We start from the raw sequence: 19447 nt of genomic DNA, 5'->3' as shown, positions 1-19447 counted from the left end.
TGCACGCAGCTGATTTACGCAGAGTCCCCTACTTTTCCATAGCCACCCAGGTTTGCTCCATGATCAGGCTCAACGACATTCTCGACAAGGTAACCGCCTATAATCCCGCCGCCGATCTTGATCTGGTGAGGAAGGCCTACGTCTTCTGCGCCAAGGTCCATCAGGGGCAGACGCGCCTGTCGGGAGAGCCGTACCTCGTCCATCCCATGGAGGTGGCTGCGATCCTGGCCGACCTGAAGCTGGACGTGCCGACCGTGGTGACCGGGCTTCTCCACGACACCATCGAAGATACCCTCACCACCCACGAAGAGCTGGTGGCCAATTTCGGTGAAGAGGTGGCCAACCTGGTGGACGGGGTCACCAAGATCAGCAAGATCCACTTCAAGACCAAGGAAGAGAGCCAGGCGGAGAATTTCCGCAAGATGCTCCTCGCCATGGCCAACGATATCCGGGTCATCCTCGTCAAGCTGGCAGACCGCCTCCACAACATGCGCACCCTCCAGTACCAGCCGGAGCCAAAGCAGCGGAGCATTGCCCGGGAGACGATGGATATCTACGCTCCCATCGCCAACCGGCTCGGCATTTCCTGGATCAAAAGCGAACTGGAAGACCTCTCCTTCCGCTACCAGGACCCCCAGGTCTACTATGACCTGGCATCCAAGGTGACGAAGAAGAAAAAGGAGCGGGAGACCTTCGTCCAGGAAGTCAGGGACATCATCGCCGCGAAACTGGCCGAGCACGAGATAAAGGGGGAGGTTTCGGGGCGGAGCAAGCACCTTTACTCCATCTACCGCAAGATGGAGAACCGCAACGTCGATATCGACCAGATCTACGACCTGATCGCCATCCGCATCCTGGTGGATGACATCCGGGAGTGCTACGAAGTCCTCGGGATCATCCACTCCACCTGGAAGCCGGTTCCCGGCCGTTTCAAGGATTACGTCGCCATGCCGAAGGGAAACATGTACCAGTCCCTCCATACCACGGTGATCGGTCCGTTCGGCGAGCGGATGGAGGTGCAGATCCGGACCTCGGAGATGCACCGGGTCGCTGAGGCAGGGATTGCGGCCCACTGGAAGTACAAGGAAGGGAAGGGGTACGACGAGAAGGATATCAAGCGTTTCGCCTGGCTCCGCCAGTTGCTGGAGTGGCAGCAGGAGCTCCAGGACTCCCGGGAGTTCATGGACACGGTCAAGGTGGAACTTTTCCCCGAAGAGGTCTACGTCTTCACCCCCAAGGGGGACGTGAAGGGGTTCCCCAAGGGGTCAACCCCCATCGATTTTGCCTACAGCGTCCATACCGACGTGGGGCACCGCTGTGTCGGGGCCAAGGTGAACGGCAAACTTGTTCCCCTCAAGTACGAGCTGAAGACCGGCGACATCATTGAGGTCGTCACCTCCCCCCACCACACCCCGAGCAAGGACTGGCTGAAGATTGTCAGGAGTTCCCGGGCCCGGAACAAGATCCGGGGATGGATCAAGACCGAGGAGCGGAAACGGAGCATCTCCCTCGGCCACGAGATTGCCGAAAAGGAGTTCCGCCGCTATTCCCTCAACTACGGCAAGCTTCTCAAGAGCGGCGAACTGAAGAAGGTGGCGGGGGAGTTCGGTTTCGTTCACGAAGACGACCTGATGGCGGCTGTCGGTTATGGCAAGCTCTCCATTAACCAGGTGCTCGGCAAGCTGATTCCGGCGGAGCGGCTGGAACAGCACCAGGAGCGCAAGGAGACCCGGCTCGGCAAGGTTTTCGACAAACTGACCCGCAAATCATCCAGCGCCATCAACATCAGCGGGGTGGAGGACGTGCTGGTCCGTTTCGGCAAGTGCTGCAATCCTGTTCCCGGTGACGACATCGTCGGCTTCATCACCCGCGGGCGGGGGGTTACGGTGCACACTGCCGACTGTCAACTGGCCCTGGAGAGCGATCCGGAACGGCGCATCGACGTCACCTGGGAGAAGGCCAAACGGTCCGCCCTGCCGGTCAAGATAAGGGTATTCTGCTACGACCAGAAGGGAATTCTTGCAGGGATTTCCCAGGCCATCGCCAACAGCGAATCCAACATCACCAGCGCCTCCATCCAGAGCACCGTGGACAAGCGCGGGGTGAACCTGTTCGAGGTGGAGGTGACGGACCTGGACCACCTGAAGCGGGTGCTCACGGGCATCATGAAGGTGGAGGGTGTCATCAAGGCGGAGCGTATCAAAAGCTGACGGAAAACGCCACGTTTCTGCAATCTCTGCGTTGCCCTGCACAGCTCCTTGTGCGGCGTACCTCAAGTACGCCTCCGCGTCGCCGCTTGAGCGCCTTGACCTTGCGACAATTCTAAAGGAATTGGACAGAGAAGGCTGCCCGCAGGGTGAGGCCACAGGCCGAATCGAAAATTGACGTTTTCGGAAAGAATGGAGGATAACATGTCCAAGAAGGTAATTGCTACCGACAAGGCACCGCAGGCGATCGGGCCGTATTCCCAGGCTGTGAAGGCGGGGGGATTTCTTTTTCTGTCCGGTCAGATACCGCTTGACCCGGCAACTGGTGTCATCCGGGAAGGGGGAATCACGGTCCAGACCGAGCTGGTGATGGAGAACATCGGGGCGGTGCTGGCGGCGGCAGGGCTCGGTTTCGACGACGTGGTGAAGAGCACCATCTATCTCACCGACTTGGCCAACTTCGCCGTGGTGAACGAGATTTATGGCAGGAGATTCGGTTCGGAGCCGCCGGCCCGCTCCACAGTTGAAGTGAAGGGATTGCCGCGGGGAGTCGGGGTGGAGATCGAGGTAATCGCGCTGGCACGCTGACGGTTCAAGGGTTCTACGTTCAAAGTTTACAGACAAAAAGCCGCTAACGCTCAGGGCGTTGCGGCTTCAGGTGATCATAACCTTGAACCTTGAACTTGGAACGTTGAACCGGTTTTAAAGCGCCTTGACCACGTGACCGGAACGGATGCAGCGGGTGCAGACCTTGATGCTCTTGATGCTGCCGTTCCTGATTGCCTTGATTTTCTGCAGGTTCGGATGCCAGGTGCGGCGGGTCTTGTTGTTGGCATGGCTGACGTTATTACCGAAGCTGGGGCCTTTACCACAGATTTCGCATACTTTGGACATGATAGTTTTCCTCCAATTGAACTGAAGCATTATTTTTTATCAGATTGTCGGCCAATGCGCAAGAAAAATTTGTTCCCCCGGGAATTTAATCGGAAAGGATTCGGGCGGCAATGACGGTCATCAAGGGGCTTTTCTCACTCATCATCATTATGCTGGTGATTCTGGCGGTCCTGTTCGTCGATTTCGCCTACAAGACCTTTTCCCTTGGTCCGCAGGAGGTCAAGGCCGACGCCATTGTGGTCCTCACGGGGGGGCGAGGGCGGGTCGAAGAGGGGATCCGGCTTTACCGCGACAACCAGGCGCGCTGGCTTTTTCTCGTCGGGGTCGATCCTGCGGTGCGCAAGAGTGAACTGTTCCGGGAGCAGCCGGGCGCCCGTGGCGGCGAGGGGGTGATACTGGAGAAGGTCTCCCGCAATACCCTCGAAAACGCCATCTACGCCCGTGAGCTGGTCGTCCGGCACCAGGTCCGTTCCCTCAAGCTCATCACCTCCCGCTATCACATGAAGCGGGCCACCCTCATCTTCCGCAGCGTCCTCTCCAAGGAGGTCGCCATCTACCCCTACCCGGTTGACAGCAAGAACCTGAAGGAAGCCTGGTGGAGCCACGGCGGCAGCTTCCGCCTCCTCTTTTCCGAATTCTACAAATACTGCCTGTTCCGTTTCTTTTTCCTGTTCGGCTCCGGCGAACTGCGGCCGGCAAGCTTCAATCTCTGATAGAGCTCTTGACCAGGCTTACGTGGCGGAGTCCTGTTGCAATCTGCTGGTCCTGACCCAACTCGAGTGCGGAAATGAACGGAGTGAACGTTATGCATCTCGTGCAGATTCTGTTGCCCCTCTACGATAACAGCGGCATGCCGTTTTCCCGGAATGAGTACACACGGGTGCGGGACGTCCTTGCGGAGAAGTTCGGCGGCATTACCACCTATGTCCGGTCGCCGGCCGAGGGGATCTGGAAGGAAACCCCCACCATGACGGTGCGGGACGATATCGTCATCTATGAGGTGATGACGGAAGTGCTCGACCGCGACTGGTGGCGGGACTACCGAAAGAAGCTGGCTGGCAGGTTCCGCCAGGACATGCTGATTGTACGGGTGAGCGAGGTTGAGATCTTGTAGCTGGTTAGCGCAGAGCGGCTCACTGTCCGGCAACAAATAACCATTGCCGCCGACGATACAAGATGATATTTTGTGTCAGTTTCTGCACCACGGGGACCCTTCCTGTGGTTTTTTATTGCCGCGGCAGGTGCCTTGCGGCTTACAGCGAAAGGACTTACCATGACCGAACTGGACCAGGCGCTGGAGGCACTGCGTCAGGACATGAGCGACGCCAAGAACCAGTCGAAATTTTACGATCTCTTCCTCAATGCCACGTTTTTCGTTCCGACCCTGGACGAGGAGGAGGCGAAGGAAGCTGGCGCTGATGACGGACAGGTGCTGCCGCTGGTCATCGAGTCGGAGGGGAACGACTACCTAATGCTCTTCGACAGCGAAGAGCGCCTCCATGCCTGGGCGGAGCACAAGGTAAAGAGCGTCGCGGTGCCGGGGCATGTCCTCGCTGCCACGACTCAGCCGCCATTGCATTGGGCGCTGAATGTAGGCACCCCCCACGCGAAGCAGTTTCTCCCCGACGAGATCGCCTGGCTCAGGGACGTGGTCGAGCGCTGTAACGCCGAAGCGGCCAAGGGGACGGAAGAAGACCGGGGATAACATCCTGACCGGCTGGGGACCCACCGGGGAAGGGATGATAATAACAGAGGCCGGGGAAAATCATCCCCCGACCTTCTGAAAATTTGAAGGGGATCGTACCAGGGGGGGTACGATCCCTTTTCCGTTGCAGGTTATGGAGAATCTTACTTCGCTGCGGCGATCTTCTGCTGCGATTCCTCCAGAATGCTGACGAAGGCATTGTTGATGCCGCGGGAGATCAGTGTCCGCACCTTTTCCTGCGGGTCCATCGGGCTGAAATAATCCGTGACGACCGATGACGTTTCTTTCTGCATGAGGACCACACCGCTGCGCGCGTCACGCAGGGTGCTTTCCAGGGTCACGATGGCTTCGAAGGTCACGATCGGGGCATAGGGTTTGAAAAAGAGCAGGGGGATGCTCGCAAACCAGATGGGATTGAGGTTGCCACTTACATTGACGTCCGCGATAGTGCCGCTCAGAATGTAGTCCGTACCGAATGCCGCCTGGATCTCCGCCGATGATTTGCTGCGGGTTTCCTTCGGAAGCAGCACCACTTTCTCGAACAGTGTGCCGGTGGCGGCGGTGGCGGCGGATTCCTTCGGGTCGGTCAGTGCGTGGGTGAGCCGCTCGCCGGCCACCTGAATTCCTAAACTGACGGGCTGTCTGGCCATTGTTGATGTCACGGGCTGTTGCGGGGTGACGGTGAGAGTTGCACATCCGCCAGCAAGAAGGGCGCCTGCCAGAATAAGGGTACAGCGAATTCCCGCTATGATGTTAGTCCCCATGGGAAGACTCCTTTTGCCCGGGATGGTTGTTGCTCCTGATAGAAGAGCATACACTGTTTGCACCGTTGTGCAACCGCAGCAACGGCCATGCCTGCCGGTTCATGACAAAAGGCCGGGGAATGTCTTCCCCGGCCTTTTGCGTTGCCGTCCGTCGGGATTGTCTCCCGCTGTTATTCAGCCTTCTCCTCGATCCGCGGGAAGAGCGCCTCGGCCTTGGTGATGGTGGTGCCCGCCTTGAGCCCACCCCATTGCAGGTCGGCCCCGGTCGGCTTCTGTTCCCAGCTGAGGTAGGCGAGGGCTTTGGCGGCGGTCCGGGGCATGAATGCCGTCAGGAGGGTGTGGACGATCCGCTGTGATTCCAGCAGGCAGTACATGACCGTGGCGAGCCGCTCCTTCTGGTCCGGGTCCTTGGCCAGGGTCCAGGGGGCGGTGGCGTCGATATACTTGTTTCCCGCCGAGATGACGTCCCATATCTGCTGCAGCGCCTTGCTGAAGGCGAGTTCGTCCATGCAGGTATTCACCTGCGTCACCATCGCCTCGGTCCTGGCGCGGTACGCCTCGTCCTGCTCCGTCAGCACTCCCGGTTCCTGGACGATACCGGCGAAGTACTTGTTGACCATGGCGGTGGAGCGGTTGAGCAGGTTCCCCAGATCGTTGGCCAGGTCCGAGTTGATCCGGTTCACAAGGGCGGTGTGGGAAAAGTCGCCGTCCAGCCCGAAGGGGACCTCCCGAAGGAGGAAGTAGCGCACGGCATCCACCCCGTACCGGTCGATGAGCATGTTCGGCTCCACCACGTTCTGGAGGCTCTTGCTCATCTTCTGTCCCTCGATGGTCCACCAGCCGTGGGCGAAGACCTTCTTCGGCAGGGGGAGACCGGCAGCCATGAGGAAGGTGGGCCAGTAGACGGCGTGAAAACGAAGGATGTCCTTGCCGATGAGATGAACGTCCACCGGCCAGAACGTACCGAAGTTCCCCGCTTCGTCAGGATAACCGAGGGCGGTTATGTAGTTGGTGAGAGCATCGAACCAGACATAGATGATGTGTTTCTCGTTCCCCGGTACCGGGATTCCCCAGGAGAAGGAGGTGCGGGAGACGGAGAGGTCACGCAGTCCCTCCCGGACGAAGGAGAGGATCTCGTTGCGCCGGGATTTGGGCTGGATGAAATCGGGATTCGCCTCGATGTGGGCGAGGAGCTGCTCCTGGTACTTGCTCATCCGGAAAAAGTAGGATTCCTCCTTCAGCTTCTCCGTGGGGCGGTTGCAGTCGGGGCACTTGAAGTCGATGAGCTGGGTCTCGGTCCAGAACGTCTCGCAGGGGGTGCAATACCAGTCCTCGTATTCCCCCAGGTAGATGTCCCCTTGGGCGAGCACCTTTTCGAACAGGTGGGTGACTCCCGATTTGTGCCGTTCCTGGGTGGTACGGATGAAGTCGTTGTAGGAAACATCCAGCTTCTCCCAGAGGGACTGGAACCGCTTGACCACCCGGTCCGCCAGCTCCAGAGGCGTTTCCCCGGCGGCGTTGGCGGCCTTTTCCACTTTCTGGCCATGCTCGTCGGTGCCGGTCAGGAAAAAGACCTCGTATCCCTGCAGCGCCTTGTAGCGTGCCAGCACGTCGGCGGCCAGGGTTGTGTAGGCATGGCCGATGTGGGGGACATCGTTGACATAGTAGATGGGTGTGGTGACGTAAAATGTCCGGCTCATCGCTTCTCCTTTTTGTCCTTGCCCCGGTTGTCCGGCCGTCGGTCGCCGCGGCGCTCGCGACCGCTCCCGTGTCCGTCCTTGGTTCCCTGCTGCACTTCCTTCCCCTGTTCGCGCAACGGCTTCTTGGCCCGATCCGTTATGTCCTCCGGCTTGATCTCTTCACCCTTCAACACCACCTGGACATGGTCGTCGGTCCTGACCGTTACGGTGCCGTCCAGCACTCCCAGTTTGACCACTTCGCCTTCCACATTGCCGTGCTTGACCCGCTTGCCGCACTTGGGGAGGCATTTCTTCAGGGTGCAGTAGGTCTCGTATTCGTAGGAAAGGCAACAGAGCAACCGGCCGCACTGGCCGGATATCTTGGTCGGGTTGAGCGCGAGATTCTGTTCCTTGGCCATCTTCACCGACACCGGCTCGAATTCCCGCAGAAAGGAGGAGCAGCACAACTCCCTGCCGCAGATGCCGATCCCCCCCACCATCTTGGCCTCGTCGCGCACCCCGATCTGACGCATTTCGATGCGGGTGTGGAAGGCGTGGGCCAAGTCCTTGACCAGTTCGCGGAAATCGACCCGGCCGTCGGCGGTGAAGTAGAAGATCGCCTTGCTGCCGTCGTAGAGATACTCGACCCGCACGAGCTTCATGTCCATCCCGCGCTCGTTGATCTTGGCGAGGCAGAGGGCGTGAGCCTCCTTCTCCTTGATTGCGTTGCGAGCCGCTGCATCAAGGTCTTCGGGGAGTGCCTTGCGCATGATGTTCTTGAGCCCTTCGGGAACAGCCCCCTTCTCGAATGCCCGGGGTCCTACCACGACCGTGGCGAGGCTCTTGCCCCGTTCGGTTTCGACGATCACCCTGTCACCCGGCTTGAGGTCGAGGTTGCCGGCGTTGAAGTCATAGAGCTTGCCGGCGGTGTTGAACTGGATTTTTGCTATCTTTATCAAAATTCCTCCAGGGGATCGAACCCCTCACTTTGTCAAATTGTTCACAGTATGCCCTGAAATCCCAAATATTCCCGCCCCCCTTTGTGGGGGTGTCACGCCTCAGCCAGGCGCATGAACATGACCTCCAGTGCCAGGCGGGTGTTGACATTGCGAAGCAGTGCCCGACGGGTTGCCGCCACCTGCTCGATGAGCCCCATGAGGCTTGCCGATGTAAAGCGGGCCGCCCCCTGTTCCAGAATGGGGAGCAGGTCCCTGTTGGAGAGCTCTCCGCTTCCTTGCCTGAGGAGAAGCATGTCGCGCAGGAACGTCGTGACGAGTTCCAACATCTCCCGGGCTTTCTCCTTGTCCGCGGCCAGTTCCTCCGCGGTGGCGAACAGCGTTGCTATATCCTCAAGGGAAAGGGCGAGAAGTCTCTGGAGCAGGGTCTGGCGCTCCTGCAGAACCGTTTCGCTACTGACTTCCAGCGCCTTTCCGAGACTGCCGCCGGCCAGTGCAGCGGCAATGGTTGCGGTTTCGGCTGGCGTCCCCTGGTCGACCAGGTATGCCTCGATGGCTGGCTGGGGTATTGCCTGAAACTGGAGCCGCTGGCAGCGGGAAAGGATCGTCGGGAGCATTCCCCCCGGATTGGCCGTGATCAGGATGAGAAGGGCGTTGCCAGGAGGCTCCTCAAGGGTCTTCAGCAAAGCGTTGCCGGCGGCCGGGTTGAGCTTGTCCGCACCGTCGATGATGCAGGCTTTCTTGGGGGCCTCGAAGGGGCGAAAGGCCAGTTCCCTCTGGAGTTCCCTGATCTGGTCGATCTTGATGAACGTACCGTCCGGTTCGACCAGGTGCAGGTCGGGATGCTGGATAGCCGCCACTTTGCGGCAGGCAGGGCATTGGCCGCATCCTTTGCCTTCGCTGCAGAATATGGATTGCACGAGTGCAAGGGCGGTCTTGCGCTTGCCGCACCCCTCGATGCCGTCGAACAGGTAGGCATGGGCCAGCTTTCCGCCGGACTGGGCCCGTCGGAGGATCGCGATGCTGCGGTCCTGCCCGATGATGGAGCCATAGGGCATTATCCCCTCCCGGACAATTTGGCGAGGACGGCCGTTTCTATGGCGGCGGCGGTATCCTCGACCCCGGCAGCGCCGTCGATGACCACGAAACGTTCCGGCTCGCGGGCCGCCAGCTGCAGGTAGCCGTCGCGCACCCGGCGGTGGAATTCCATGGTCTCCAGTTCGAACCGCTCTTCCCTGGCGCCGGCGGTACTGTTTATTCGGGCCATGGCCCGCTCCAGCCCCGTTTCCACCGGGCAGTCGAGGAGGATGGTCAGGTCGGGACGAATCCCAGTCGTCGCCATCTCGTTGAGCCGGTCGATGGTTTCCCGGTCGAGCGCTCTACCGTACCCCTGGTAGGCGAGGGTGGCATCGGTGAAACGGTCGCAGAGCACCACCCGCCCGGTTGCCAGGGCTGGTGTGACGACCTCGGCCACATGCTGTGCCCGTGCCGCGGCATAGAGAAGGAGTTCGGCCAGGGGGACCAGGGCGCTGTTCTCCGCATCGAGGAGGATCCCGCGGATCTTGTCGGCAATGGGGCACCCGCCCGGCTCCCGCGTCGTGGTAACGCTGTTGCCGAGGGCTTCCAGGCGCTTTGCCAGGATCCTCATCTGGGTGGTCTTGCCGCACCCCTCGATCCCTTCGAATGTAATGAAGCAGGCCATGCAGCACCTCAAGGTCGAAAAATAAAAAATTATAGGAGAGGGACGTGAATTAATCAAGATAAAAATCCGGCCAAAGCGGCATATCTATTGATAAAATCTGGAACTTTAGCTATAGTCACACAATTGTGTTATCTCTGCGGGGTAGTTCCCCGCCAGGTCATACGGTGGTTTTATGGACATGCGGGACAATGGCCTGCTGGCAGAACTGGAAGACTCCATCGACTACACCTTCAAGGACCGGCGCCTGCTGTACGAGGCCCTGACCCATCGCTCGTACCTTAACGAAGCTGCCGACCGGACTCTGCGCGACAACGAACGGCTTGAGTTTTTCGGCGACACGGTCCTCGATTTCTTTCTGAGTGCCCTCCTCATGGAACGTCTTCCCGATAGCAGGGAAGGGGAGCTTACCAGGATGAGGTCCTCTCTGGTGGACGAGGAGAGCCTGGCAGGCGTCGCCCGGTCCCTCGGTCTCGGGGAGTACCTCCTGTTGGGACGGGGGGAGGAGAAGAGCGGCGGGAGGGAGAAGCGGTCCATCTTGGCCGACGCCTATGAGGCTCTCCTGGCGGCTGTTTACCTGGACGGGGGGATGCGGCCGGCCCGGCGGTTGGTCAAGACCCACTTTGGCCATCTTTTGACCGGAAAAGGCCACGCGTCATGCGGGAAAGACCACAAGACGCAATTCCAGGAGCTTGTCCAGGCACGGGGGAAACAAGCGCCGATCTATGCTGTTACGGAAACCGAGGGGCCCGACCATGAGCGACTTTTTACAGTTGTAGTCGCCGTGGAAGGGGAATTCATGGGTGTTGGAAATGGCAGGAGCAAGAAGGAGGCTGCCCAGGCGGCAGCGCGGGCTGCACTGGAACGCCTTGCCCGAGAATCCGGTACCGGATGAGACCGATCATCGTCCCTTTTTTCATCTCCCACCAGGGGTGCCCCCACCAGTGCATCTTCTGCGACCAGACGCGGATTGCCGGTGCTGCCGGGGAACTCCCTGATCACGAGGCTATACGGTCCAGGATAGCCGCTTACCGGGGTACCGCCGGGGGGAATGCCGTTGAAGTGGCCTTTTTCGGCGGCAGTTTCACTGCCCTTTCCCTTGTCGACCAGGAGCGCCTGCTCGGGCCATTGCAGTCTTTGCGGGAACGGGGCGAGGTGAGCGGTATCCGCATTTCGACGCGGCCCGATGCGGTTGACGGGGAGAGGCTTGCATGGTTGCGGAGGATGGGGGTTTATACCGTCGAGCTCGGCATTCAGTCCATGGATGACCGGGTGCTGTCGCGGGCCGGGCGGGGGCATACCGCTGCCCAGGTGGTGAGCGCCTGCCGGCTGGTGAAGGATGCGGGGATGGTTCTCGGCGCCCAGCTCATGCCGGGGCTCCCCGGCGATACGCCGGCCACGAGCCTTGCGTCGCTGCGCGAGGTGCTTGCACTTGATCCCGACTTCTTCCGGATCTATCCGACCCTGGTGATTGCCGGGACGCGGCTTGCAGAACTTTACCGGGTGGGGGAGTATATCCCACTCTCCCCTGCTGACGCCGTTTCTCTGTGCAAAGAGCTTCTCAAGACCGCCTTCCGGGCTGGCGTCCCGGTGGTGCGGATCGGCCTGCAGCCGACCGCGGAGCTTGAGAGCGAAGGGGGCGTGGTGGCCGGCCCTTACCACCCGGCCTTCCGGCAGCTGGTGGAGGGAGAACTCTGCCTCGATCTCACCCGGAAACTGGCGACCGACCTGCCCCGGGGGAGCGACGTGACCATCTTCTGTGCACCCTCCCGGGTGGCCGACGTGGCGGGGCAGCGTCGCGGCAATCTGGAGACCCTTCGCCGTGAGGGGATAAACGTGGCGTCGATCATTGCCGACCCCGCAATTCCCCGCCAGGAGCTGCGGGTGGAGGCCGGTTCTGTCAGCCGCAGAGGGAATTTGTTTACGATCACATCAATTGGAGAAACTCACCTTGTCAACTGATTCATTCCATTCCGGATTCGTTTCCATCATCGGTCGCCCCAACGTGGGGAAATCGACCCTTTTAAACCGCATCCTGGGTGACAAGATCGTCATCACCTCGGACAAGCCCCAGACCACGCGAAACCGTATCCAGGGGATTCACAACCTGCCCGGCGGCCAGATCGTTTTCATCGACACGCCGGGGATACACCAGGCCCGTTCCCGTCTCAACCGCTACATGGTGGATACGGCCCTCACCGCCGTCCAGGGGGTCGATGCCATCCTCTTCCTGGTGGAGGCGAACGTCAGTCCGGCCGCCCAGGAGGATCTGCTGCTGGAGACCCTGGCCAAGGCGGACGCGCCGGTTCTGCTCGTCATCAACAAGATCGACCTGGTGGAGAAGGGGAGACTCCTGGAACTGATCGCTGCCTATGCCAAGCTCTATCCGTTCCGGGAGATCGTGCCGGTGTCGGCCGGCACCGGTGACGGCGTGGAGCGCCTGGTGGAACTGGTGGGGGGCTGTCTGCCGGAAGGCCCTCCCTATTTCCCCGACGATATCCTGACCGACGTGCCGGAGCGCTTCGTTGTGGCGGAGATCATCCGGGAAAAGGTGTTCCGCCTTACCCGCGACGAGGTCCCCTATTCCACCGCGGTGGTGGTGGACACCTTCAAGGAACGGGAAGACGGCGGCCTCATCTCCATCGCTGCCACCATCAATGTGGAACGGGACTCCCAGAAGGGGATCATCATCGGCCGCAGGGGGGAGATGCTGAAGAAGATCGGCATGCAGGCCCGGCAGGAGATCGAGCGGTTGCTGGATGCGAAGGTGTTCCTCGAGCTGTTCGTCCGGGTGCGAAAGGACTGGAGCGAGAGTCCGAAGATGCTGAAAGAATTCGGCTACGAGTGATTGTTCGAACACTCTCTGGGCGCCAAGATACCAAGACGCGAAGCATTTTGACCGAACATTCGACCTCTCTGTCCTCTCCGTCGAATGATTTTACATAAAGGAAAGTACATGAAACCTATAATTGCCATAGTGGGGCGCCCCAACGTGGGGAAATCGACCCTGTTCAACCGTCTGGTCGGTCGCCGCAAGGCGATGGTGGACGATATGCCGGGAGTGACCCGGGATCGCAACTATGCCGAGGTCAACCGGTTCGACGTGCCGTTCATCCTCGTGGACACGGGGGGCTTCGAGCCGGAGACGAACGACCGGCTCCTCCAGCAGATGCGGGAGCAATCCCAGCTCGCCATGGACGAGGCCGACCTGATCCTGTTCGTCATGGATGGCCGGAGCGGTCTCACCCCTGCTGACCGGGAGGTTGTGGAGATGCTCCGCCGTGTCGACAAGCCGGTGTTCCACCTGGTCAACAAGGTGGATGGTGACAAGCTGGAGAGCGGCATCGGCGACTTCTACGCCCTTGGCGTCGAAACCCTCTATCCTGTATCCGCCGAGCACAACCGGGGGATCGGCGACCTGATGACGGAGGTCTGTGAGGCCTTGCCGGTCGATCGTTCGGAGGCACAGGATGAAGATATTACCCGTATCGCGGTGGTCGGGCGCCCAAACGTGGGGAAATCGTCCCTGGTGAACCGTCTCCTCGGCTTCGAGCGGGTGGTGGCAAATCCTACCCCCGGTACGACGCGGGATGCGGTGGACACACTGTTCACCTGGCACAAGAAACGGTTTCTCCTCATCGACACCGCCGGCATCCGGCGCAAGGGGAAGACCACCGAGAAGATAGAGAAGTACAGCGTCATGGATTCCCTGCGGAGCATCGAGCGGGCGGACGTGGTGCTCATCGTTATCAATGCCGAGGAGGGGGTCACGGAGCAGGACAGCAAGATCGCCGGCTATGCCTACGAGGCGGGGCGGGGGTGCATCTTCGTCGTCAACAAGTGGGATACCCTGGAGAAGGACAACGCCACCCTCGGCAGGTTCGTGGACCGGATACGCACCGAATTCAAGTTCCTCCCCTTTGTGCCGATCGTTTTCGTTTCGGCCAAGACGGGACAGCGGCTCGGGAAGATCATGGAAGAGGTGGACAACGTCATGGCCCAGTATGCCAAGCGGGTTACCACCTCTGAACTGAACCGTGTGTTCAGCGCGGCGACCGCCGCCCATCACGCGCCCCTTTTTCAGGGTCGGCGGGTGAAGTTCTACTTCGCCACCCAGGTCGGGACCCGCCCTCCTTCCTTCGTCATCTTCACCAACCGTCCCGAGGGGATTCATTTTTCCTACGAGCGGTATCTGGCGAACCAGATCCGGGAGGCCTTCGGCTTTACCGGCACGCCGTTGCACCTCATGTTCAAGGGGCGGGAGCGTCGGTGAACCGCCTGGTCAACCGGTGGCCCGGACCTCATCCGGAGCGGAGGCTCCCGACCCCCGTGGCGACCTAAAGTGCTTTACTTGGCAGCCCGAATGGGGTATGATTAGCGGCATTTTATCCCATCTCCCCACGACCAGAATGATAGCGTATGAGCCTTGTCGGAAACCTTGAAGATCTGGGTCTCGGAGAGATCCTCCAGATAGTCAGCCTGAGTCGCAAGTCGGGGTTGCTTACCCTCCACAGCCGCGGTCGCGAGGGGAAGATTTTCTTTCGCAGTGGCCAGGTCATTCGTGCCAGTTCCAGCGCTTTTCATCAGAATCTCGGTGAGGTCCTCGTCCAGAAGGGGGTCATCGACCTGCCTGCCCTCAAGAAGTCGCTTGCCATCCAGGAGACCGAGGGGTTCCGGGAGCGACTGGGGACGATTCTCATCAAGCACTACAACGTTACCCCCGACACTATCGAGCAGGTGGTGCGGGAGCAGATCGAAAACGTGGTCTATTCGCTCTTTGCCTGGGCTGAGGGAACCTTCGATTTCGAACTGCAGGATAATGTTGCACCCATCGACAATACCCACCTCGATCCGGTGCAGTTTATGCTCGACCAGGGGCTCAACCCCCAGTTTCTTGCCATGGAAGGTTCCCGCATCATCGACGAACGCCGTCACCGCGGCGAGGTCATCGACGAAATGCCGGCGGATGTCCTTCCACCGGTCAGACCCGAAGAGAGCGTTGACCTTGCCTTTGACCTCATCCAATCCTCCGCGCCGGCTCCACAACCTGCCGGCGGGGCGGAGCCTGCCGGCGGATCACCGGCGGAGCCGGTTGCAGCGCCCGGGTCAGCAGAGCCCGTGGCGGTGCGCCAGCTGGTCCTGGTGGACGACGACACGACGACCCGCGAGATCATGGTGGCGTCTCTCCAGGTGTGCGGTTACGAGGTTTTCGCTTTCGAGGGGAGCGAAGATGGGTTGATCAAAATCGACACCCTCTACCGGGAGGGGATTCGCCCCACACTTCTCGTCGACCTGATCATGCCCCGGATGGATGGCTCGGGCATCCTGGGGGGGCTGGAGCTCCTGGACCTGGTCCATACCAATTTCCCCGAACTTCCGGTGCTGGTGGTGGCTGACTATAACAACAGTGACGCGGAACGGAAAGTCCGGGAGATGGGGTATGCCTTTGCCATGAAACCCCGCAAGACCGAACTGGCTGATCCCGGCACGTTGGAGGTCTTCTCTGCCCTTCTTCGGCAGGAGCTGCACCGGGTGGAGGCGGGAGAGGCACCGGCAGAGTGGAACGACAAGGTCAACATCGCCGATGAACTCCGCCTGGAGATGGGTGAAGAACTGGGGCCGGGGCGCGGCCAGGTGGAGCAGAGCACTGGCATCTCCCTGCTCCGGGGGATGCTCGAAGAGCTCAACAACCCTTCCCTCGGGGGGGGGATCATCCTCCTGGTGCTCCGCTTTGCATCGGAGTTCATGAACCGGGCGGTGGTGTTCATCGTCAAGAAGGACGAGATCGTCGGACTTGGCCAGTTCGGCATCCAGGACCGCGAAGGGCTTGCCGACTCCAGGGTGCGCACCATGCGTATCCCCCGGGACGAGGAATCCCTGTTTGCCAGGGTCATCGAGTCCCAACAGCCTCTCAAGGTAAAGCCGGACGACGGGCAGTGGAACCGTTACCTCATAGAGCGTCTTGGCGGCGAATACCCGGCGGAGATATTCGCCGGTCCTATCGTCAGCGAAGGGAAGGTCGTTGCCATCCTGTACGGCGACAATCTGCCGGAACACAAGCCGGTTGGTGATACGGATTCTTTGGAAATCTTCCTGTCCCAGGCAGGAATGGCCATGGAAAAGGTACTCCTGCAGCGCCGGCTGCAAGATAAAAGTCCGGAGGGGCTGTGAAAAAGATACTCATAACCGAAGATTCTCCCACCATGCGTTCCCTTCTGGCCTCCACCATCGGGTCCGTCGACGGCTACGAGATCGTCGAGGCGTCCAGCGGGTTCGAGGCGCTCCGCCTGCTTCCCCGGGAAAAGGTGGACCTGATCATCACCGATATCAACATGCCCGACATCAATGGCCTCGAATTGATAAGCTACGTACGAAACAACCCGAATTACCAGCATATCCCCCTGTTCATCGTGTCGACGGAGAGCAGTGAGAAGGACCTGGAAAAGGGGCTGGCGCTGGGGGCCAATGAGTATCTGGTGAAGCCGTTCGATCCGACCAGACTGCTTGAGCTGGTGGGGAAGTATCTTGGATGAAGGAGGGCAGCGTCCCGTGATGATGCCATTACGTCCCGCACCTGACGAGAGTACACATGAGCGGTAATAACGACAATCTGGGGAAGGCGGTTAAGGATTTCCTCGCCGAAGCGGAAGAGATCATTGACCAGTTGAGCCTCGATCTGGTCGGCCTGAGCGATTGCGCCGATACGGGGGACTGCAATCCGGACCTGGTCAATTCCATCTTCCGGGGCGCCCATTCCCTCAAGGGGCTGGCCGGCATGTTCGGCTTCACCGACATCGCCGACCTGGCGCACAACCTTGAGAATCTCCTGGATTCCCTGCGGCTCGGCAAGGCGGTTCTCAACCAGACCACCGTCAGTGTGCTGTTTGACTCCATGGAGCTGCTCGGTACCATGGTGCGTGGTGCCGGAACCGGCGTCAGTGATACCCAGGGAATAGAGCGGGCGGTTTCCCGGATCAACTCCTGCCTCAGCCCCCCTCCCTCGACGGAGACCGTTTCTCCCCTTGCCGGGCTCGGAATCTCGGAAAAAATCCTCGGTGCCCTGACGGAATACGAGGAGCATCGTCTTCTGGAAAACGTCAAGAAGGGGCGCGGTGTCTATTCCATCCATGCCTCGTTCAGCCTGATGACCTTCGACCAGGACCTGGGGGAGTTGACCGATACACTCAAGCAGGGGGGCGAGGTTATCAGCACCCTGCCAAGCGCCGGGGGCGGTCTGGATGCCGGCATCGATTTCGAGATTCTCTTCGGTTCCGAACTGGATACTGCCGCGGTAACGGCCCTGGTGGACAAGGACAATGTCATCATTACCCGTCTCGGTGGGGGGGGGAGGGGGGCGGCCGAAACGGCGACTTCCTCCACGGTTGCCGATGGAGAGGATGTCACGGCTGCCACGGGTGGCGAAGCAGCCGCGGCGGCGGATACCGCCGTGACCGCCAAGAGCTTCAGCCGCACGGTGCGGGTGGATATCGGCAAACTGGACGAGTTGATGAACATCGTCGGCGAACTGGTCCTTTCCCATTCGAGCATCAGCCAGTTTGTCGCCAACCTGCGGCGGGACGGCCACCCCGCCCTGGCGAGCGAACTGGGCAAATCGGCGAAGGTGCTGGAGCGCAAGCTCACCGAACTGCAGAAGGGGGTCATGGAGATACGGATGATACCCGTTGGCCAGCTCTTCGAGAAGATGTCCCGCATCGTCCGGAAGGTGTCCCGCGAGCAGGGGAAGAAGGTGGAATTGAAGACGTTCGGTGCGGATACGGAACTGGACAAGCTTATCGTGGAGGACATCTCCGACCCGATGATGCACATCATCCGCAATGCCATTGATCACGGGATAGAGCTCCCCGAAGAGCGCCGCACGCTCGGCAAGGACGCAAAAGGAATCATCCGCCTTTCCTCGTTCCAGAAGGGGAACCATGTCGTCATCGAGGTGGAGGACGACGGCCGGGGAATCGACGTGGAGCGGGTGAAGAAAAAGGCCCGGGAAAAGGGGCTGATCGGGCCGGCGGATGCCTTGACCGACCGTGAGGCGATCGATCTTATCTTCCTCCCCGGGTTTTCCACCAGTGATACGGTGAGCGAGATTTCCGGCCGTGGTGTCGGCATGGATGTGGTGAAGAACAACATCGCAGCCGTTTCCGGCATGGTGGACGTGGAGAGCACGTTGGGGGAGGGGAGCAGGATGACCATCACCCTCCCCATCACCCTCGCCATTATCAAGGCGCTCATCATCGCGTCCGCAGGGCGTACCTACGCCATTCCCATAACGTCGGTGCTGGAAACCATCATGGTTGAGAACAGGGATATTCTCACCGTGGAGAAGAAAGAGGTCATCCATCTGCGGGAAGTTACCCTTCCCCTTCTCCGGCTCGACAGATTTTTCGAGACCACGGGGATGTCCGATCTCCTGGAGAGTTTCTACGTGGTGGTTGTCGGTGTGGCGGAAAAACGCCTCGGCATCGTGGTTGACGATCTCCTCGGGCAGCAGGACATCGTCATCAAGTCCATGGGGGAAACCTTCAAGGGGTTCAAGGGGATTTCCGGTGCCGCCGACCTGGGTGACCAGCGTACCATTCTCGTGCTCGATGTGGGAGGGATCATCAACGAGGCAATGAGGGGAAGCGCTTAACGGCGGGTGTTGGGAGCCGGGGACCAGGGACCGGTACCCCTTCCTGAAGGCGGTTGGCGGCATAGGGGAGAGACGGGGCGATGTACAAGGACTATTACGGTTTTCGGGAAAAACCGTTCAGCAAGACTCCCGACCCCCGTTTTCTCTATCTGAGCAACGGCCACCGGGAAGCGCTGGCACGTCTTCAGTACGTGCTGGAAGAACGGGAGATGGCCCTCCTGACCGGCGAGATCGGTTGCGGCAAGACCACCATTTCCCGTGCCCTCATGGATGAGATGGGGGACGGGTACCGGTTCTGTTTCGTCTTCAACCCCCGCCTCACCGCTCTGGAACTGTTGCGGGTCATTGCCCGGGATCTGGGGGTCGAAACGCCGCCGGCCGGTAAGGACGATCTCCTGGGGGAGATAACCGGGGCGCTGTACCGGTTCCACAACGAAGGGTGCCTGCCGGTGATCGTCATCGACGAGGCCCAGTTGATCCCGGACCGGGAAATATTCGACGAAATCCGGCTTCTGACCAATTTTCAGCTGGATGACCGGAACCTCCTCAGTATCGTCCTGATGGGGCAACCGGAACTGCGGAAAATCCTGAGCGCGCCGGTGTATGAACCGTTCCGGCAACGGATAGCAATGAATTACCACCTGCGCCCCCTCGATCTGGAGGAAACCCTGGAGTACCTGGATTTCCGGGTTGAAGTGGCGGGCGGCAGTCCGGGAATGTTCACTCCCGACGCGGTCCAGAGGATTTTCGAACTTTCGGGCGGCGTTCCCCGGCGCATCAACATTGTTGCCACCAATGCCCTTCTGGAAGGGTTCGGCCGTGATGCGGCGATAATTGACGGCTCCATCATCGAGGACATGACCGCTGAACTGGTTATCTGAAGCGGGACGGGGTAG

General features: G+C 60.1%; 19 protein-coding genes. 13 read left to right on the top strand and 6 right to left on the bottom strand.

The window, feature by feature from the left end:
* Nucleotides 1–59 precede the first annotated feature (59 nt).
* Together KI810_RS14095 and KI810_RS14090 are read left to right on the top strand one after the other, a co-directional pair.
* Complete coding sequence (locus tag KI810_RS14095) at nucleotides 60–2210, top strand: RelA/SpoT family protein (protein ID WP_214176204.1); 2151 nt, start codon at nucleotides 60–62, stop codon at nucleotides 2208–2210.
* 201 nt (nucleotides 2211–2411) lie between these two features.
* The gene (locus KI810_RS14090) at nucleotides 2412–2795 is read left to right on the top strand and encodes a RidA family protein (protein WP_214176203.1); all 384 of its coding nucleotides are present in this window, start codon (nucleotides 2412–2414) and stop codon (nucleotides 2793–2795) included.
* 114 nt (nucleotides 2796–2909) lie between these two features.
* Here KI810_RS14090 and rpmB read toward each other — a convergent pair whose 3' ends face one another.
* Nucleotides 2910–3101, bottom strand: a complete 192-nt coding sequence (gene rpmB / locus KI810_RS14085) for a 50S ribosomal protein L28 (RefSeq protein WP_214176202.1) — start codon at nucleotides 3099–3101, stop codon at nucleotides 2910–2912.
* Between the two features lie 110 nt (nucleotides 3102–3211).
* Here rpmB and KI810_RS14080 point away from each other — a divergent pair, with 110 nt between their 5' ends.
* The 3 genes from KI810_RS14080 (at nucleotide 3212) to KI810_RS14070 (ending at nucleotide 4806) form a co-directional block, all read left to right on the top strand.
* Nucleotides 3212–3814 carry a YdcF family protein gene (locus KI810_RS14080; RefSeq protein ID WP_214176201.1) on the top strand — a complete coding sequence of 201 codons (603 nt, stop codon included), beginning with the start codon at nucleotides 3212–3214 and terminating at the stop codon, nucleotides 3812–3814.
* 92 nt (nucleotides 3815–3906) lie between these two features.
* Nucleotides 3907–4215, top strand: coding sequence for a hypothetical protein (locus tag KI810_RS14075; RefSeq protein WP_214176200.1), 309 nt, complete (start codon nucleotides 3907–3909; stop codon nucleotides 4213–4215).
* Nucleotides 4216–4374: 159 nt separating this feature from the next.
* On the top strand, nucleotides 4375–4806 hold the full coding sequence (locus KI810_RS14070) for an SseB family protein (protein ID WP_214176199.1): 432 nt from the start codon (nucleotides 4375–4377) through the stop codon (nucleotides 4804–4806).
* Between the two features lie 143 nt (nucleotides 4807–4949).
* On the opposite strand, the gene KI810_RS14065 is transcribed toward KI810_RS14070, so the two are convergent.
* The 5 genes from KI810_RS14065 to tmk form a co-directional block, all read right to left on the bottom strand.
* The gene (locus KI810_RS14065) at nucleotides 4950–5570 is read right to left on the bottom strand and encodes a hypothetical protein (RefSeq protein ID WP_214176198.1); all 621 of its coding nucleotides are present in this window, start codon (nucleotides 5568–5570) and stop codon (nucleotides 4950–4952) included.
* Between the two features lie 170 nt (nucleotides 5571–5740).
* Nucleotides 5741–7270: a methionine--tRNA ligase gene (gene metG / locus KI810_RS14060; RefSeq protein WP_214176197.1), complete on the bottom strand. Its 1530-nt coding sequence runs from the start codon at nucleotides 7268–7270 to the stop codon at nucleotides 5741–5743.
* On the bottom strand, nucleotides 7267–8208 hold the full coding sequence (locus tag KI810_RS14055) for a PSP1 domain-containing protein (RefSeq protein ID WP_246525679.1): 942 nt from the start codon (nucleotides 8206–8208) through the stop codon (nucleotides 7267–7269). The genes metG and KI810_RS14055 overlap by 4 nt, the downstream gene beginning before the upstream one ends.
* Nucleotides 8209–8300: 92 nt before the next feature.
* Entirely contained in the window at nucleotides 8301–9263 is a 963-nt protein-coding gene (holB, locus tag KI810_RS14050) for a DNA polymerase III subunit delta' (protein WP_214176196.1), read from the bottom strand.
* Nucleotides 9263–9907, bottom strand: a complete 645-nt coding sequence (gene tmk / locus KI810_RS14045; protein WP_214176195.1) for a dTMP kinase — start codon at nucleotides 9905–9907, stop codon at nucleotides 9263–9265. The genes holB and tmk overlap by 1 nt, the downstream gene beginning before the upstream one ends.
* A 172-nt stretch (nucleotides 9908–10079) precedes the next feature.
* On the opposite strand from tmk, the gene rnc reads away from it, so the two are divergent.
* From rnc to KI810_RS14005, 8 genes are all read left to right on the top strand, one after another.
* Nucleotides 10080–10799, top strand: a complete 720-nt coding sequence (rnc, locus tag KI810_RS14040; protein ID WP_214176194.1) for a ribonuclease III — start codon at nucleotides 10080–10082, stop codon at nucleotides 10797–10799.
* Nucleotides 10796–11866, top strand: coding sequence for an elongator complex protein 3 (locus KI810_RS14035; protein WP_214176193.1), 1071 nt, complete (start codon nucleotides 10796–10798; stop codon nucleotides 11864–11866). Before rnc ends, KI810_RS14035 begins: the two co-directional genes overlap by 4 nt.
* A complete protein-coding gene (era, locus tag KI810_RS14030; RefSeq protein ID WP_214176192.1) occupies nucleotides 11856–12752 on the top strand; it encodes a GTPase Era in 897 nt (298 codons plus the stop codon). Before KI810_RS14035 ends, era begins: the two co-directional genes overlap by 11 nt.
* Nucleotides 12753–12860: 108 nt before the next feature.
* Nucleotides 12861–14177, top strand: coding sequence for a ribosome biogenesis GTPase Der (der, locus tag KI810_RS14025; protein WP_214176191.1), 1317 nt, complete (start codon nucleotides 12861–12863; stop codon nucleotides 14175–14177).
* A gap of 146 nt (nucleotides 14178–14323) precedes the next feature.
* Nucleotides 14324–16075 (top strand): DUF4388 domain-containing protein, encoded by a 1752-nt coding sequence (locus tag KI810_RS14020; protein ID WP_214176190.1) that lies wholly within the window; start codon nucleotides 14324–14326, stop codon nucleotides 16073–16075.
* Nucleotides 16072–16437, top strand: a complete 366-nt coding sequence (locus KI810_RS14015) for a response regulator (protein WP_214176189.1) — start codon at nucleotides 16072–16074, stop codon at nucleotides 16435–16437. The genes KI810_RS14020 and KI810_RS14015 overlap by 4 nt, the downstream gene beginning before the upstream one ends.
* A 56-nt stretch (nucleotides 16438–16493) precedes the next feature.
* Entirely contained in the window at nucleotides 16494–18551 is a 2058-nt protein-coding gene (locus KI810_RS14010; protein ID WP_214176188.1) for a chemotaxis protein CheA, read from the top strand.
* 80 nt (nucleotides 18552–18631) lie between these two features.
* Nucleotides 18632–19432, top strand: a complete 801-nt coding sequence (locus KI810_RS14005; RefSeq protein ID WP_214176187.1) for an ExeA family protein — start codon at nucleotides 18632–18634, stop codon at nucleotides 19430–19432.
* The last annotated feature ends 15 nt before the right edge of the window (nucleotides 19433–19447 follow it).

Origin of the sequence: Geomobilimonas luticola, from assembly GCF_018476905.1 — a bacterium.
GTDB classification, from domain to species: domain Bacteria; phylum Desulfobacterota; class Desulfuromonadia; order Geobacterales; family Geobacteraceae; genus Geomobilimonas; species Geomobilimonas luticola.
This window is presented reverse-complemented; position numbering and strand designations above follow the sequence as displayed.

Bases quoted from the DNA above. Each gene is read 5' to 3' on its own strand.
- KI810_RS14095 (WP_214176204.1), top strand. From the start codon at position 60: ATGATCAGGCTCAACGACATTCTCGACAAGGTAACCGCCTATAATCCC.
- KI810_RS14090 (WP_214176203.1), top strand. From the start codon at position 2,412: ATGTCCAAGAAGGTAATTGCTACCGACAAGGCACCGCAGGCGATCGGG.
- rpmB (WP_214176202.1), bottom strand. From the start codon at position 3,101: ATGTCCAAAGTATGCGAAATCTGTGGTAAAGGCCCCAGCTTCGGTAAT.
- KI810_RS14080 (WP_214176201.1), top strand. From the start codon at position 3,212: ATGACGGTCATCAAGGGGCTTTTCTCACTCATCATCATTATGCTGGTG.
- KI810_RS14075 (WP_214176200.1), top strand. From the start codon at position 3,907: ATGCATCTCGTGCAGATTCTGTTGCCCCTCTACGATAACAGCGGCATG.
- KI810_RS14070 (WP_214176199.1), top strand. From the start codon at position 4,375: ATGACCGAACTGGACCAGGCGCTGGAGGCACTGCGTCAGGACATGAGC.
- KI810_RS14065 (WP_214176198.1), bottom strand. From the start codon at position 5,570: ATGGGGACTAACATCATAGCGGGAATTCGCTGTACCCTTATTCTGGCA.
- metG (WP_214176197.1), bottom strand. From the start codon at position 7,270: ATGAGCCGGACATTTTACGTCACCACACCCATCTACTATGTCAACGAT.
- holB (WP_214176196.1), bottom strand. From the start codon at position 9,263: ATGCCCTATGGCTCCATCATCGGGCAGGACCGCAGCATCGCGATCCTC.
- tmk (WP_214176195.1), bottom strand. From the start codon at position 9,907: ATGGCCTGCTTCATTACATTCGAAGGGATCGAGGGGTGCGGCAAGACC.
- rnc (WP_214176194.1), top strand. From the start codon at position 10,080: ATGGACATGCGGGACAATGGCCTGCTGGCAGAACTGGAAGACTCCATC.
- KI810_RS14035 (WP_214176193.1), top strand. From the start codon at position 10,796: ATGAGACCGATCATCGTCCCTTTTTTCATCTCCCACCAGGGGTGCCCC.
- der (WP_214176191.1), top strand. From the start codon at position 12,861: ATGAAACCTATAATTGCCATAGTGGGGCGCCCCAACGTGGGGAAATCG.
- KI810_RS14020 (WP_214176190.1), top strand. From the start codon at position 14,324: ATGAGCCTTGTCGGAAACCTTGAAGATCTGGGTCTCGGAGAGATCCTC.
- KI810_RS14010 (WP_214176188.1), top strand. From the start codon at position 16,494: ATGAGCGGTAATAACGACAATCTGGGGAAGGCGGTTAAGGATTTCCTC.
- KI810_RS14005 (WP_214176187.1), top strand. From the start codon at position 18,632: ATGTACAAGGACTATTACGGTTTTCGGGAAAAACCGTTCAGCAAGACT.